The organism is Bradyrhizobium sp. HKCCYLS3013 (assembly GCF_051167615.1).
GTDB lineage: Bacteria > Pseudomonadota > Alphaproteobacteria > Rhizobiales > Xanthobacteraceae > Bradyrhizobium.
In genome coordinates this window covers 93619-107953 of the sequence record NZ_JBNPTK010000006.1, presented here as the reverse complement: position 1 = coordinate 107953, position 14335 = coordinate 93619, and the positions used below count along the sequence as shown (strand labels likewise).

Annotated in this window: 15 protein-coding genes; 7 read left to right on the top strand and 8 right to left on the bottom strand. The window is 65.2% G+C overall.

Going from position 1 to position 14335, the window contains the following annotated elements; all coding sequences use genetic code 11:
• The first annotated feature begins 327 nt into the window (after nucleotides 1-327).
• From ACQR1F_RS13370 to ptsN, 7 genes are all read left to right on the top strand, one after another.
• Nucleotides 328-942: a ribonuclease D gene (locus tag ACQR1F_RS13370; RefSeq protein ID WP_315758171.1), complete on the top strand. Its 615-nt coding sequence runs from the start codon at nucleotides 328-330 to the stop codon at nucleotides 940-942.
• Between the two features lie 159 nt (nucleotides 943-1101).
• On the top strand, nucleotides 1102-1803 hold the full coding sequence (gene lptC, locus ACQR1F_RS13365; protein WP_315805645.1) for an LPS export ABC transporter periplasmic protein LptC: 702 nt from the start codon (nucleotides 1102-1104) through the stop codon (nucleotides 1801-1803).
• Nucleotides 1804-1807: 4 nt separating this feature from the next.
• A complete protein-coding gene (locus ACQR1F_RS13360) occupies nucleotides 1808-2494 on the top strand; it encodes an LptA/OstA family protein (protein ID WP_315805646.1) in 687 nt (228 codons plus the stop codon).
• Between the two features lie 354 nt (nucleotides 2495-2848).
• Nucleotides 2849-3862, top strand: coding sequence for an LPS export ABC transporter ATP-binding protein (gene lptB / locus ACQR1F_RS13355; RefSeq protein ID WP_316178968.1), 1014 nt, complete (start codon nucleotides 2849-2851; stop codon nucleotides 3860-3862).
• Between the two features lie 211 nt (nucleotides 3863-4073).
• Nucleotides 4074-5708, top strand: coding sequence for an RNA polymerase factor sigma-54 (gene rpoN / locus ACQR1F_RS13350; RefSeq protein ID WP_316178970.1), 1635 nt, complete (start codon nucleotides 4074-4076; stop codon nucleotides 5706-5708).
• A gap of 72 nt (nucleotides 5709-5780) precedes the next feature.
• Entirely contained in the window at nucleotides 5781-6383 is a 603-nt protein-coding gene (gene hpf, locus ACQR1F_RS13345) for a ribosome hibernation-promoting factor, HPF/YfiA family (RefSeq protein ID WP_316178971.1), read from the top strand.
• Between the two features lie 328 nt (nucleotides 6384-6711).
• Nucleotides 6712-7173, top strand: coding sequence for a PTS IIA-like nitrogen regulatory protein PtsN (gene ptsN / locus ACQR1F_RS13340; protein WP_315805649.1), 462 nt, complete (start codon nucleotides 6712-6714; stop codon nucleotides 7171-7173).
• Here ptsN and ACQR1F_RS13335 read toward each other — a convergent pair.
• The 8 genes from ACQR1F_RS13335 to ugpB form a co-directional block, all read right to left on the bottom strand.
• A complete protein-coding gene (locus ACQR1F_RS13335) occupies nucleotides 7134-8138 on the bottom strand; it encodes a sulfotransferase domain-containing protein (RefSeq protein ID WP_434848399.1) in 1005 nt (334 codons plus the stop codon). The genes ptsN and ACQR1F_RS13335 overlap by 40 nt on opposite strands.
• Nucleotides 8139-8325: 187 nt before the next feature.
• The gene (locus ACQR1F_RS13330) at nucleotides 8326-8832 is read right to left on the bottom strand and encodes a GNAT family N-acetyltransferase (protein WP_434913199.1); all 507 of its coding nucleotides are present in this window, start codon (nucleotides 8830-8832) and stop codon (nucleotides 8326-8328) included.
• A gap of 144 nt (nucleotides 8833-8976) precedes the next feature.
• Nucleotides 8977-9240: a DUF1150 family protein gene (locus tag ACQR1F_RS13325; RefSeq protein WP_009026315.1), complete on the bottom strand. Its 264-nt coding sequence runs from the start codon at nucleotides 9238-9240 to the stop codon at nucleotides 8977-8979.
• Between the two features lie 58 nt (nucleotides 9241-9298).
• Nucleotides 9299-9724, bottom strand: coding sequence for an Hsp20 family protein (locus ACQR1F_RS13320; protein WP_006613108.1), 426 nt, complete (start codon nucleotides 9722-9724; stop codon nucleotides 9299-9301).
• Nucleotides 9725-9858: 134 nt separating this feature from the next.
• Nucleotides 9859-10938 carry a sn-glycerol-3-phosphate import ATP-binding protein UgpC gene (locus ACQR1F_RS13315; RefSeq protein WP_315805652.1) on the bottom strand — a complete coding sequence of 360 codons (1080 nt, stop codon included), beginning with the start codon at nucleotides 10936-10938 and terminating at the stop codon, nucleotides 9859-9861.
• 138 nt (nucleotides 10939-11076) lie between these two features.
• A complete protein-coding gene (gene ugpE / locus ACQR1F_RS13310) occupies nucleotides 11077-11925 on the bottom strand; it encodes a sn-glycerol-3-phosphate ABC transporter permease UgpE (protein ID WP_315805653.1) in 849 nt (282 codons plus the stop codon).
• On the bottom strand, nucleotides 11925-12806 hold the full coding sequence (gene ugpA / locus ACQR1F_RS13305) for a sn-glycerol-3-phosphate ABC transporter permease UgpA (RefSeq protein WP_315805654.1): 882 nt from the start codon (nucleotides 12804-12806) through the stop codon (nucleotides 11925-11927). Before ugpA ends, ugpE begins: the two co-directional genes overlap by 1 nt.
• 49 nt (nucleotides 12807-12855) lie before the next feature.
• Nucleotides 12856-14175 carry a sn-glycerol-3-phosphate ABC transporter substrate-binding protein UgpB gene (gene ugpB, locus ACQR1F_RS13300; RefSeq protein ID WP_316178976.1) on the bottom strand — a complete coding sequence of 440 codons (1320 nt, stop codon included), beginning with the start codon at nucleotides 14173-14175 and terminating at the stop codon, nucleotides 12856-12858.
• Nucleotides 14176-14335: the final 160 nt, after the last annotated feature.

The following is a 14335-nucleotide window of genomic DNA, read 5'->3' as shown; positions in this document are numbered from 1 at the left end:
CGGCATCGATCAATGCAAGAGTTGCATCGATCGACGGGGTGCGATCTGGCGCGATGCAACCGGCGGGTCGACCGCCTCATGAGGAGGGCGTCGCCTCGACCGGCCGCGTGGCACCTGCCGGCGCCAGCTCGGATGCGATCACCTGGCCCCGTCCGGCCCTTGCGCCGGGACGGCGGGGCTGGCATTCCCACGGCTGATCTCCGGACCGGCCCGGCGCGTTTGCCGGTTGGTTACCAGCGCCGGGCTAGAGCCGGTTCCCGAGCGCTTCCCGCGGCGTTGCTCCGGCCCGTCGCGTCCGATTTCGATTCGACCGAGGTTTTGACAGCCATGACCGTACGCCTGCACCGCGGCGACCTGCCCGATCTTTCCCGCTACACCTCGTCGGTCGCGATCGACACCGAGACGATGGGGCTCAATCCGCACCGCGACCGGCTGTGCGTGGTGCAGCTGTCGCCCGGCGACGGCTCGGCCGATGTGGTGCAGATCCCCAAGGGGCACACCGACGCGCCGAACCTGAAGGCGCTGCTCGGCAACCCGGACATCACCAAGATCTTCCACTTCGCGCGCTTCGACGTCGCGGCGCTGTTTCATGCCTTCGGGGTGATGCCGCAGCCGGTGTACTGCACCAAGATCGCCTCGCGGCTGGCGCGCACCTACACCGACCGCCACGGCCTCAAGGATCTCGTGCGCGAGCTGCTCAATGTCGATCTCTCCAAGCAGCAGCAGTCGAGCGATTGGGGCGCCGAGCAGCTCAGCGAGCCGCAGCTCGCTTATGCCGCCTCCGACGTGCTGCACCTGCATGCGCTGCGCGAGAAGCTCGACGTGATGCTCGCGCGCGAAGGGCGGCTGGCGCTGGCGCAGGCCTGCTTCGCGTTCCTGCCCCACCGGGCCACCCTCGATCTGGGCGGATTCGAGGCCGAGGACATCTTCGCGCATTCCTGACGGGGGCGAATCGCAGACGTGTTCACGATCATTAATGTCTCGTAATGATCGCGAGGCCCTTGCGTCGCGATTTCGCGCCAGTTCCAGGCTGCAATGGTGGGGCCCCCCATGGTAGGATGGGCGCTGTTTCGCGCGCATCCCGTGTCCGTCGGAGCCCTGGTGAACTCGGTCCACAACCCCGCCTATGATCCCACCCTGCAGGCGCGCTTTGCGGTCGCGGCGCGCCACAGCCGTTTCGTGCGCGTGCTGCGGGTCGCGGTGCCGGCGGCGGTCGGACTGGCGATGGCGGTCGTGATCGGCATCGCGCTGTTCAATCCGTTCCACATGGAGATCAACACCCCCAATCTCACCGGCAACCTCGTCATATCCGGCCGCAAGATCACGATGGAGACGCCGCATCTGACCGGCTTCACGCCGGACCAGCGGCCCTATGATCTCGTCGCCCGGAGCGCGGTGCAGGACCTCACCGATCCCGATCACGTCGAGCTCAACATCCTCCGCGCCAAGGTGCTGATGGAGGATCAGTCGACGGTGACGTTGAAGGCCAATACCGGCGTGTTCGACACCAAGCAGCAGCAGCTCGAGCTGAAGAAGGACATCCTGCTGACGACGTCGACGGGCTACGAGGCGCGGCTGAGCCGGGCCTCGGTCGACATGGCCAAGGGCACCGTGAGCTCGGACGAGCGCGTCGACGTCAAGCTCACCAACGGGACGCTGTCCGCCGACCGCCTGCGCATCACCGACAATGGCGAGGTCATCCGCTTCGAGGGCAACGTGATGATGAACCTCGACAACATCAATGCCGCTCCGGCCACGACCGCGAGCGCCGATCCCGGCCGTCCGGCCCGCAACGTGAAGTGAGCTCATGACGACGTATCGTTTGATTGCCGCGGTCCGGCGCGGCGCCTCGTTCGGTGCGCTGGCGCTGATCGCTTTCGCCGATCCGCTGCAGGCGCAGAGCGCGACCACCGGGGTGCCGAACGCGCTGCAGGGATTTTCGCAGAACCGCGACCAGCCGATCCAGATCGAGGCCGCTGCGCTCGAGATGCGCGACAAGAAGAAGGAGGCGACCTTCACCGGCAACGTCAAGGTCGTGCAGGGCGATACCACCATGACCTCGAAGTCGCTGGTGGTGTTCTACGACGGCGGCGCCCAGCCGGGCGGCGCCAAGTCGAGCAAGGCCACGCCGGCGGCGACGCCTGGGCCGGACGGCAGCTCGGCGATTCGCCGGTTGGAGGCGCGCGGCGACGTCAAGGTGACCCAGAAGGACCAGGTCGTGACCGGCGAGACCGCGGTCTACGACACCAAGACCAACATGATCTCGATGCAGGGCGGCGTGGTGCTGACCCAGTGCAAGAACGTGATGCGTGGCGACCGCCTGACGGTGGACATGACCACCGGCGTGTCGCGCGTCGAATCCGACAGCGGGCGCGGCGTGCAGGTGCTGCTGCCGCAGGCCGGCGCAGGCGCGGGCGGCGGCTGCGGTCCGTCGACCGCCTCGGCTCCGGGCAGCGCTGCGCCGCTGCAGCTCGGTCCAGGCAAATCGAAGTGACTTCAATTATTTAGCAAAACGCCGGCGGCCCAGTTGAACCGCGCCGCTGCTGCCTCTATCTAGCGGGCGGGCGGTTCTGTCGCAGGACCGATGTAACGGGAGGCCGTGGAGCCCGTTGCATGGCTGCGAAAGAGTGATGCCGGACACGATTGCGATCTTGCGATCGGTCGCCTGCGTGGCGACCGCGACTTCGCCGTCAGACGACAAACTCCGAAGCGCGGCCTGCCGCGCTTTGGCCGGCCTCGCGCTCCCTGTGATCCGCGAGAGAGGTGAGATGCGTTCGCTCGCGGTGAGCGGGCGAGCCAGCGCTGCGGTCGGTGACGGGCAGCCTCGAAGGGCGTAAGCGAAGCGGGGATGGTGGATCTACTCGGCATGTTTCGTGGGCGTCCCGCCAAGCGCGGCCAGCGAGGCTCCTCGCGCCGGCGCGACGACATCACGGCCATGGACGATCCGTTCGGCAATTCCTACAGCGATGATCCGCTCGCCGCGCTCGCCGACTCCGTGCGCGATGAAACGGTGCCACGCATCAATCCGCGCTCGCCGCAGAACACCGAGCAGATCCAGCGCAAGCGGCCGGCCTCACAGCCGGGACCGGCCAAGCCGCGCAACAATGGCGCAGGCGGTGGCCCGCAATTGCTGCGCCGGCCGGGCTTCCTTGCCGTGCATTCGATCGAGAAGAGCTTTGGCAGCCGCCAGGTCGTGCGTGGCGTCTCGATCTATGTCCGCCGTGGCGAGGCCGTCGGCCTGCTCGGGCCGAACGGCGCCGGCAAGACCACCGTGTTCTACATGATCACCGGCCTGATCAAGGCCGATCGCGGCGCCATCGAGCTCGACGGCCATGACGTGACGCGGCTGCCGATGTATCAGCGCGCGCGGCTCGGCATCGGCTACCTGCCGCAGGAGGCCTCGATCTTCCGCGGCCTCACCGTCGAGCAGAACATCCGCGCCGTGCTCGAGGTGGTCGAGCCGTCGCGCAAGAAGCGCGAGCGCGAGCTCGACGCGCTGCTGGAAGAGTTCACCATCACGCGGCTGCGCAAGTCGCCGTCGATCGCGCTGTCCGGCGGCGAGCGTCGCCGCGTCGAGATCGCGCGCGCGCTGGCGACGCGCCCGAACTACATGCTGCTCGACGAGCCGTTCGCCGGCATCGATCCGATCGCGGTCGGCGACATCCAGCAGCTGGTGCGCCATCTCACCAACCGCGGCATCGGCGTGCTCATCACCGACCATAACGTCCGCGAGACGCTCGGCCTCACCGATCGTGCCTACATCGTCTATGCGGGGCAGATTCTCACCGAAGGCAGCCCGGAGGAGATCGTCGCCGATCCCGACGTGCGCCGGCTGTATCTCGGTGAGGAATTCCGGCTGTAGGGTTGCCGACGCGCTGTTTGTCCGCTTTGTCGGACACAGGACGGGTCGCGGAAACGCTGCGAATACCGCTGTTTCCAACTGCTTTGCGAGGGCCGGTAACCTCGTCTTCCGCGCGCGCCATACTCCCTTTTTCTTATTCGTCAAGCCGTGTACATCGCGCGCAGATTAGGATAAGCAAGAATTGGACCAGTAAGGGAATGTTCTTGCTCCCATGGCGTTGACGCAGAGATTAGAATTCCGCCAGTCGCAGTCGCTGGTGATGACGCCGCAGCTGATGCAGGCGATCAAGCTGCTGCAACTGTCCAATCTCGACCTCTCCACGTTTGTCGAAGAGGAGCTGGAGCGCAACCCGCTGCTGGAGCGCGCGAGCGACGGTCCGGAAGCGCCGGTCGCCGGCGAGCAGCAGATGTCCGAGCGGGCCGAGTTCTCGGAAGGTGGCGAGGCCGGCGGCGACGATTTCGGCGAGGGCGCGAGCGGCGGCGAGAGCTTCGAGGGCGCCCAGGACGACTGGATGAGCCGCGATCTCGGCACCCGTACGGAGATCGAACAGACGCTCGATTCCGGGCTTGAGAATGTGTTCTCCGAAGAGCCCGCCGAAGCGGCCGCGCGGACCGCGCAGGACGCCGCGCCGACCACCTACACCGAATGGGGCGGTGGCGCCTCCGGTGATGAGGACTACAATCTCGAAGCCTTCGTCGCGGCCGAGACCACGCTGTCGGATCATCTCGCCGAGCAGGCGGCGGTGGCCTTCACCGCGCCGGCCGACCGCATGATCGGCCAGTACCTGATCGATCTCGTCGACGAGGCCGGCTATCTGCCCGCCGATCTCGGCCAGGCCGCCGACCGGCTCGGCGCCGAGCAGGCCGACGTCGATGCCGTGCTCGGCGTGCTGCAGACGTTCGATCCGCCCGGCATCTGCGCCCGCAATTTGAGCGAATGTCTCGCGATCCAGCTGCGTGAGCTCGACCGCTACGATCCGGCGATGCAGGCGCTCGTCGAGCACCTCGATCTCCTGGCCAAGCGCGACTTCGTCGCCCTTCGCAAGCTGTGCGGCGTCGACGACGAGGACCTCGTCGACATGATCGGCGAGATCCGCAGGCTTGATCCGAAGCCGGGGCTGAAGTTCGGCACCACGCGCACACAGACCATGGTGCCCGACGTCTACGTCCGCCCGGGTCCCGACGGCGGCTGGCTGGTCGAGCTCAACAGCGACACGCTGCCGCGCGTCCTGGTGAACCAGCACTATTACTCCGAGCTGTCGAAGACGATCCGCAAGGACGGCGACAAGTCCTACTTCACCGACTGCCTGCAGAACGCGACGTGGCTGGTGCGTGCGCTCGATCAGCGCGCCCGCACGATCCTGAAGGTCGCGACCGAAATCGTGCGCCAGCAGGACGGCTTCTTCACCCACGGCGTCGCGCATCTGCGGCCGCTCAACTTGAAGGCCGTTGCGGATGCGATCCAGATGCATGAATCGACGGTTTCGCGCGTCACCGCCAACAAATACATGGCGACCAATCGCGGCACGTTCGAGCTGAAATATTTCTTCACCGCCTCGATCGCATCGGCCGATGGCGGCGAGGCGCACTCGGCGGAAGCCGTGCGCCATCACATCAAGCAGCTGATCGATGCGGAAGATCCCTCCGCAATTCTCTCCGACGACACCATCGTCGAGAAGCTGCGGACCGCCGGCATCGACATCGCCCGCCGCACGGTCGCGAAATACCGGGAGGCGATGCGGATCCCGTCCTCGGTGCAGCGCCGCCGCGACAAGCAGAGCATGCTGGCGCATGCCCTGTCGGCCCCCGCCAGCGCCGACCGCACCCGGGATGCCGCGTCAGTTTGACCGCTGCGCAAGATTGCGCCTTAACCAAATAGGCTTAGTGTCACACTTGGTTCACATGAATCGAGGCGACACATGACCCTGCGGATTTCCGGAAAGAGCATCAGCGTCAGCGAAGCGCTGCGTGGGCGCGTCAGCGAGCGCACCGACGAAGTCTTGCGAAAATACTTCGACGGCAACTATTCCGGCCATGTCACGCTCTCCAAGGACGGTTTCGGGTTCAAGACCGATTGCGCCCTGCACCTCGATTCCGGCATCACGCTCGAGGCCGAATCGAATGCGCCGGACGCCTATGCCAGCGCCGACCAGGCGCTCCTGATGATCGAGAAGCGCCTGCGCCGCTACAAGAGCCGGCTGAAGGACCGTTCGGGGCGCAAATCCCATGCGGCCAATGCGGCGCTCGCCAATCTCGACGGCGCGGTGCTGGATGCGCCGAGCTATGTGATCGAGGCGCCGGCCGAGGGCGACGAGGAGATCACTGGCTACAGTCCGGTGATCATTGCCGAGAACACCACGGCGCTGAAGCGGCTGTCGGTGTCGGAAGCGGTCATGGAGCTCGATCTTTCGGGGGCGCCCTGCATGGTGTTTCAGCACGGCTCCAGCGGCCGGGTGAACATCATCTACCGCCGCGCCGACGGCAATATCGGCTGGGTCGATCCGCCGGCGGTGACACCGTAGTCGCGCGGATGCGTTCCAGGGATCTCCTGGCGGCGCGAAAACCGGTTCCCGATCAGGCGGTTGGCGGACGGGTTGCGACGTCACGCCACGGCAATGAAGGGATGCGACCAAGCGGTTGGGGCGCTGGCGCCTTCAGGCCGCCACGCTCCGGCGATCTTTAAGGATAGGCTGCGGGAACACGCTTGCGGGTGTTGGCACGGCCGTTGCGTTGGGGTAGAAGCCCCACCCATCGGACACGGGTTAAGCCCGCCTGCCGCCTCAGCTTCTTGACGCCGGTCTGTCCCGACCTATTTCGCACCCTGACGGTTCAATCACCTCGGAACGCCCTATGCCGATTACCGATCTGGTCGCACCCGAGGCGATCGTGCCGGCTTTGAAGGTCATCAGTAAGAAGCAGGCGCTGCAGGAGCTTGCCGCCCGCGCGGCTGCGCTGACCGGGCAGAACGAGCGCAACATCTTCGAAGTGCTGCTGCAGCGGGAGAAGCTCGGAACCACGGCCGTCGGGTATGGCGTGGCGATTCCCCACGGCAAGCTGCCGAAGCTGGAGAAGCTGTTCGGCCTGTTCGCCCGGCTGGAGCGGCCGATCGATTTCGAGGCCATGGACGGCCAGCCGGTCGATCTGGTGTTCCTGCTGCTGGCGCCGGAAGGCGCCGGTGCCGACCATCTGAAGGCCTTGGCGCGGATCGCCCGGCTGCTCCGCGACCAGGATGTCGCCAAGAAGCTCCGTGCCTCGCGCGACGCCCAGGCGATCTATTCGGTGCTGGCGCTGCCGCCCGCCTCCGCGGCCTGACGTCGTATCGCGCCGCCGCCCTGCAAGGACCGGGAAAGCCTGCTGGCGAGCTTCCGCGCCGCACTGAACCCGCTCGTCCGCGCGGGTGGGTGCAACGGCGTCGGCTCGTAGCCGAACTCGACGACGAGCTCCTGGAAGGCCTCGCTGCGGAGCAGGTCGAAATGATGCGGCATCATTCGCTCCTTGTAGATGCCGACCTTCCGGCCCCGTCCCGACGACGTCAGACCGCGGCCGAGCACATCGAGCTCCGCGGCCGTCTTCCGCGGCAGCCCCAGGTAGTCACAGATGCCGTGAAGGACGGGAAACGACGACCGCGCCACATCGTCGGCCGCGAGCTCTGCATAGAGCTCTTCGAACCTCACGGTCAGGCAGGCCGGCGAGTCCAGCCAGCTCATGAAGTTCTTGATGCCGGACCGGGGCAAAGAGAGGAGGGTCGACGTGATTCGGGAGGCGTCGTCGGGGTGAGCAGCCGATCCGGCCGCCCGCAGATAGGCGTTCCACTTCCGCATCTTCGGGTAGGCCGCCGAATGGTAGACGAAGTCGACCCAGCTCACGACGATGTCGCGGGGGTCGCGGACGATGAACAGCATCTTGTGGTCCGGTCTGCCCAGCAGATATTGCTCGAGATACGGACAGTACTCGGTGTGCGAGGCGCAGGAGTAGCCGGAGCTCAGGGCCGACGCCCAGAGCGGCGCCGGGAGCGCGCGTCCGTAGTCGAGCGAGCCGTCGGGATTCAGCCTGCTGATCGATGACGTGTAGGTGTGATAGCCGACATCGACGTGACCACCCAGCGCTCTGACGAGTTCGACCAGCAGGTACGTTCCTGCTTTCGGCACGCTGTTGCAGATGACGTAGTAAGGGCTCGGTCCCGGCGGAGGACTGTCCACAAAGACGTGCCGGTTGGGGAGGGTCCCGCGTGCAAGCTCTCGATAGACGCCGCCTGCATCAAGCCGTGATCCATGCATTTGCCATCCCTACACATGCTCGTCACACATCGGACTAGCGCGTGCCGCAACGGGGACAACTTAAGGATTGGACACCTTCGCCTTAAACCCGGTTGGATTGTATCTGGTTGTCAAATCGACCGTTCCAGACATCGATGGAAACAAATTTCTCAAAGGCGCTTTCAGCAGCCGCGTCGTCTGACGCCGGCTATCGCAACGATCTCGCCATGTAGCGCACCATCTTGGCGCCGCCATGGATGCCGGCCGTCGCCAACGGCGCGAAGCCGAGCGCAGCATGAAACGCGTCCGACTGCGGATTGGGCGGATCCAGATTGACCTCGCAGACGATGTGGTCGTGGCCCGCCGCGGTCGCCTCCCGAATCAGCTCCTCATAGAGCTGCCGCGCCAGGCCCCGGCCGCGGGCGGCCGGCGCCACCACGATGCGGTCGACATAGACGAACCGATCGTAGCGCGCCCGGAACCAGCGGTGATTCGGATTGTCATAGGCGGCGGCGTGATCCAGCGCGATCACCAGCGCGTCGGCCCAACCAACGCGCCGGGCGCGCCAGGCTCGATCGGCCAGCTGCTCCAGCGCATCGGGCGAGAGCCAGGACAGCTCCGAGGCATGCGCATTGTTGAGCGCGAGCAGTGCGTCCGCGAGCGCACGATCTGCGCTCAGCTCTGCGGCGCTCAGGGGTGTTGTCGGCAACGTCATGTGCGGCGCTCGCTCCGGGCAGAAAAAAGGGCCGCCCCCGTTTCCGGGGACCGCCCTCGTGTCAGTGCGTGAGCCACATGGATCTCGTGAGCATCAAGTCTCACGAGACGCGGTTGCCGCAGGCGCTGCGGCGCGGCCTTTGCGTCAGTGCACGCTCACGGCCTGGAGTTCGTGGCTCCAAGCATTCGCAATCGCGGCTTCGCGGCTGTCGGTGAGCATGATCGGCGTGCCGTCAGCGGCATGCAAGGCGAACAGCTTCAGTCCCGGCGCGATGTGCGGTGCCTGCGGAAACAGTCCCGGTACGTCCTCGGAGCGGATCTGCTTCACATAAGCAATGTGGCCCTCGCCCAAGGTAGCCAGCGACTCCAGGGAGACGGGGGATTCCGACGCAACATTACCTTCAGTCATGGTCTCGACTCCTTCTGAGACTCAAGCGGTCGAGTCCGCTACTCGTTCCATCAAACCATTATTCGTGTTCATTGATCGCTATTGTCTTAACGATCCGCTCAGGCTCCGGCCTGGCCAGATCGACCGACAACAACCCGTTCTTCAGGTCCGCACCGAGCACATGCATTCCCTCCGCCAGCACGAAGGTGCGCTGGAAGTGGCGCGCGGCAATGCCGCGATGAATGTATTGCCTGGTCTTGTCGTCCTGCTGCCGGCCGCGGATGACCAGCTGGTTTTCCTCAATGGTGACATCGAGTTGGTCGCGGGTGAAACCCGCCACCGCCAGCGTGATCCGCAGACGCTCGGGCTGGCCATTGGTGCGTTCGAACCGCTCGATATTGTACGGCGGATACCCGTCGGCACCTTTGACGACGCGGTCGAGCACGCGCTCGATCTCGTCGAAGCCCAGCAGAAACGGACTGGAGAGCGAAGGAACACGAGACATGGTTTACAAAGTCCTCTCGAAGCGACTTTGATGTATCAGGGCCCTGTCGGCACCCCTTGAGCAGCAATATGGGCACGATCCGGGGTGCGTTCAAGCACCCCGAATGCGCCGGAACGGTCAGCCTGTGGAAGGGCTTAAGCCGATAGCCGCTGCCGGCCGTCGGCCGAGAACAGGTGCAGCTTGGCCCGCGGCGCCACGGCGCGAATCCGCGCGCCGATCTCCGGCGCGGCCGTGCCCGGCAGCCGCACGATGATGTCGTTGGCGGTGGCGGAGAGCCGGTCGTCGCTGCCGGCGTCCTGGCGCGCGCCGTAGACATAGGTTTCGGCGCCGACGTGCTCGATCGCTTCGACGCGGAGGTCGAGCCCGACCCCGCCCGCCGGAACGGTGTCGCCGAGCTCGAAATCTTCAGGGCGGATGCCGAGCTGGCCGGCATCGGCGGGAACCGCGTCGGCACCGTGCAACTGGGGACGGAGGCCATCGACCGGCATCAGGTTCATCGGCGGCGCGCCGATGAAGGATGCGACGAAGGTGGTGGCGGGCTTCTGATAGATCTCGAGCGGATTGCCGATCTGCTCGACCTTGCCGCCGTTCATCACCACCAGGATGTCGGCGAGCGTCATCGCCTCGAGCTGGTCGTGGGTGACGTAGATCGCGGTGGTGTTGAGCCGGCGCTGCAGCTTGCGGATCTCGACCCGCATCGCGATGCGCAGCTTGGCGTCCAGGTTGGAGAGCGGCTCGTCGAACAGGAACACCTTGGGCTGGCGCACGATGGCGCGGCCCATCGCGACGCGCTGGCGCTGGCCGCCGGAGAGCTGGCGCGGCTTCCGCTCGAGCATGGTGCCGAGCTCGAGGATGCGAGCGGCGTCCTCGACGCGCGTCCTGATCTCCTTCTCGGCCATGCCGCGATTGCGCAGGCCGTAGGCCATGTTGTTGTAGACGGTCATATGCGGGTAGAGCGCGTAATTCTGGAACACCATCGCGATGTCGCGATCGGCCGGCTCGATCGCATTGACGATGCGGCCGCCGATGTCGATCTCGCCCGAGGTGATCGTCTCGAGCCCCGCGACCATCCGCAGCAGGGTGGATTTGCCGCAGCCCGACGGGCCGACCAGCACGCAGAACTGACCGTCGCCGACATCGATATCGACGCCTTTGATGGCTTCGAAACCGCCCTGGTAGACCTTGCGGACGTTGCGGAGGGTGACGTTGGCCATGGAATGATTACCGGTAGAGGTTGAGCAGCGGGCGGTGGCAGGCGAATGGTGAATGGGGTGTGGCGAGGAGGGGAAGGCGAACGGCTTCTGATACCCGGATGTCTCTATTCGCTATTCGCCACTCCCTATTCGCTGTCCTCACTTTTCCGTCTCCACCAGCCCCTTGACGAACAGGCGCTGCATGACGACGACGACGAACACCGGCGGCAGCATCGCGAGCACTGCGGTCGCCATGACGATCGGCCACTCCGTCAGCGCGTCGGTCGTCGTGATCATCTTGCGGATGCCGATCTGGATGGTCTGCATGTCGTCGCGCGTCGTGATCAGCAGCGGCCAGAGATATTGATTCCAGCCGAGGATGAACAGGATCACGAATAGCGCCGCCATGTTGGTGCGCGACAGCGGCAGCAGGGTGTCCCAGAAGAAGCGGAACGGCCCGGCGCCGTCGATGCGGGACGCCTCCAGCAGCTCGTCCGGCACGGTCATGAAGAACTGGCGGAACAGCAGCGTCGCAGTGGCGGACGCGATCAGCGGCAGCGCGAGCCCCGCATAACTGTCGAGCATATGGAGGTCGGCGACGATCTTGTAGGTCGGATAGATGCGCACCTCGACCGGCAGCATCAGGGTGATGAAGATGAGCCAGAAGATCGGCATGCGGAACGGGAAGCGGAAGTAGACGACCGCATACGCCGAGATGATCGAGATCGCGATCTTGCCGACGGCGATCGAGAGCGCCATGACCAGCGAGTTCAAAAGCATGGTCGCAACCGGCTCGCGGGTCGAGCCGCTCGTGCCGACGAAGATCGTCTGATAGTAGGTCGACAGGAAGTGCCCGCCCGGCAGCAGCGACATCTGCCCGTTGGCGATCACCGCATTGTCCTGCGTCGAGGCGACGAATGCGAGATAGACCGGGAACGCGACGATCGCGATTCCGATCCACAGGATGACATGCGCGACGTAGCGTCGAATGCCTTCTTGCTCGACCATCAGTAGGTCACCTTGCGCTCGACGAAGCGGAACTGGATCGCCGTCAGCACGATGACGATGACCATCAGAACGACGGATTGTGCAGCCGAGGAGCCGAGATTGCCGCCGAGCAGGCCATCGGTGTAGACCTTGTAGACCAGCGTCTCGGTGGACTTGCCAGGACCGCCGCGGGTCATCGTGTCGATGATGCCGAACGTCTCGAAGAAGGCGTAGACGATGTTGATCACCAGCAGGAAGAAGATGGTCGGCGACAGCAGCGGGAAGGTCACGGTCCAGAACCGCCGCATCGGCCGTGCGCCATCGATCGCGGCGGCTTCGAGCACGCTCTTGGGGATGCTCTGCAGCCCGGCGAGGAAGAACAGGAAGTTGTAGGAGATCTGCTTCCAGGCGGCCGCGAGGATGATCTGCAGTGCCGCCTGGTCGCCGTCGAGCAGCGGATTCCAGTCGATGCCCATGGCGCGCAGATAGCGCGAGATCACGCCGAGCGAGGGGTGCAGCATGAAGATCCAGAGCACGCCCACCACCGGCGGCGCCACGGCATAGGGCCAGATCAGCAGCGTCCGGTACAGCGTCACGCCGCGCAGCGGCTTGTCCGCCATGACCGCGAGCAGCAGCGCGACCGACAGCGACGAGAATGCGATGGCGAAGGAGAAGCCGAAGGTGCGGAGAATGGCTTCAAAATAGTCCGGCTGGCTGAGCAGGTCGGCGTAGTTCTCGAACCAGACGAAGCTCGTGGACAGGCCGAACGCGTCCTGCAGCAGGAACGACTGGATGACGGCCTGGATGGCGGGCCAATAGAAGAAGATCAGCACGATCGCGAGCTGGGGAGCGACCAGCACGAACGGCAGCAGCTTTGACTGGAAGATGGCGTTCTTCTGCATGATCGGTCGGCGAGCCGGCAGGCCGCGGGTGGCCTGCCGGCTCTTGGCCTTATTTCACGGCCGTCTTTTCGAACTGGCGCAGCATCTGGTTGCCGCGCTCGACGGCGGCGTCCAGCGCCTGCTTGGCGGTCTTCTTGCCGGCCAGAGCCTGCTCGATCTCCTCCGACCAGACGTCACGCAGCTGCACCATGTTGCCCAGGCGCAGGCCGCGGGAGTTCTCGGTCGGCTCCTTGTTGGTCAACTCGAGCAGCGGGGTCTCCAGATAGGGCTGATCCTTGTAGAAGCCCTCGGCCTTGGCCTTGGCATAGGCGGCCTTGGTGATCGGCAGATAGCCCGACGCCTTGTGGATGTAGACTTGGCGGTCGGTGTCCGAGAGGAAGGTCAGGAACTTGGCGACGCCCTTGTACTCATCGGCCGACTTGCCGCCCATGACCCAGAGCGAAGCGCCGCCGATGATCGAGTTCTGCGGCGCGCCCTTCACGTCGGGGTAATACGGCATCGGCGCGGCGGTGAAGGCGAACTTCGCCTGCGCCTTGACGTTGCCGAAGAACGCCGACGAGGTCAGGTAGATCGGGCATTCGCCCGAGGTGAAGCGGCCCTCGCCGGTGTTGGTGCGGCCGGCGTAGTCATAGGTCTTGTCCTTCTGCAGCTCGACCAGGTTTTCGAGATGCTTGACCTGCAGCGGACCGTTGAACTCGAGCACGGTGTCGAAGCCGTCGAGGCCGTTGGCCTTGCTGGCGAGCGGCACGTTGTGCCAGGCGGAGAGCTGCTCGAGATTGACCCAGGTTACCCACGAGCCGGAGAAGCCGCAGGTCGGGTGGCCGGCCGCGTGGAGCTTCTTGGCGGTCTCGAACAGCTCGGGCCAGGTCTTCGGGATCTCGGCGTTGACCTTCTTCAGCTCATCGAGATTGACCCACATGACGGTGGAGGACGAGTTGAAGGGGAAGGACAGCATTTCGCCCTTCGAGGTCGAATAGTAGCCGGTGATGGCCGGCAGGTAGCTCTTGGGATCGAACTTCTCGCCGGCGTCCTGCATCAGCTTGTAGACCGGCTTCACGGCGCCGGTGGCGGCCATCATCGTGGCAGTGCCGACCTCGAACACCTGCATGATATGCGGCGCATTGCCGGCGCGGAACGCGGCGATGCCGGCATTCATCGTGTCGGCGTAGTTGCCCTTGTAGGTCGGAACGACCTTGTAGTCGGTCTGCGAGGCGTTGAAATCATTGGCGAGCTTGACGATGACGTCGTTGTTGGCGCCGGTCATCGCGTGCCACCACTGAATCTCCGTCACCGCGTGTGCGGGTGCGGCGGCGCCAAGGACCAGCGTGGCTGCCGCAGCGGCGGCTGTCCAGAATTGTCGAAGTGACATTAAAAAAATTCCTCCCATGGAACGTCATCGGCGTCGCGGCCGTAGCAGCGCGAGATGACAGTTTTGTGAATGTATAACCGGTTGGATCGTCAGCGGAAAGCGCGTTCATCGCCGCGGAACGCAGCGACTTGCGGGAGACGGTAGCGGCGCCGGGGTGATG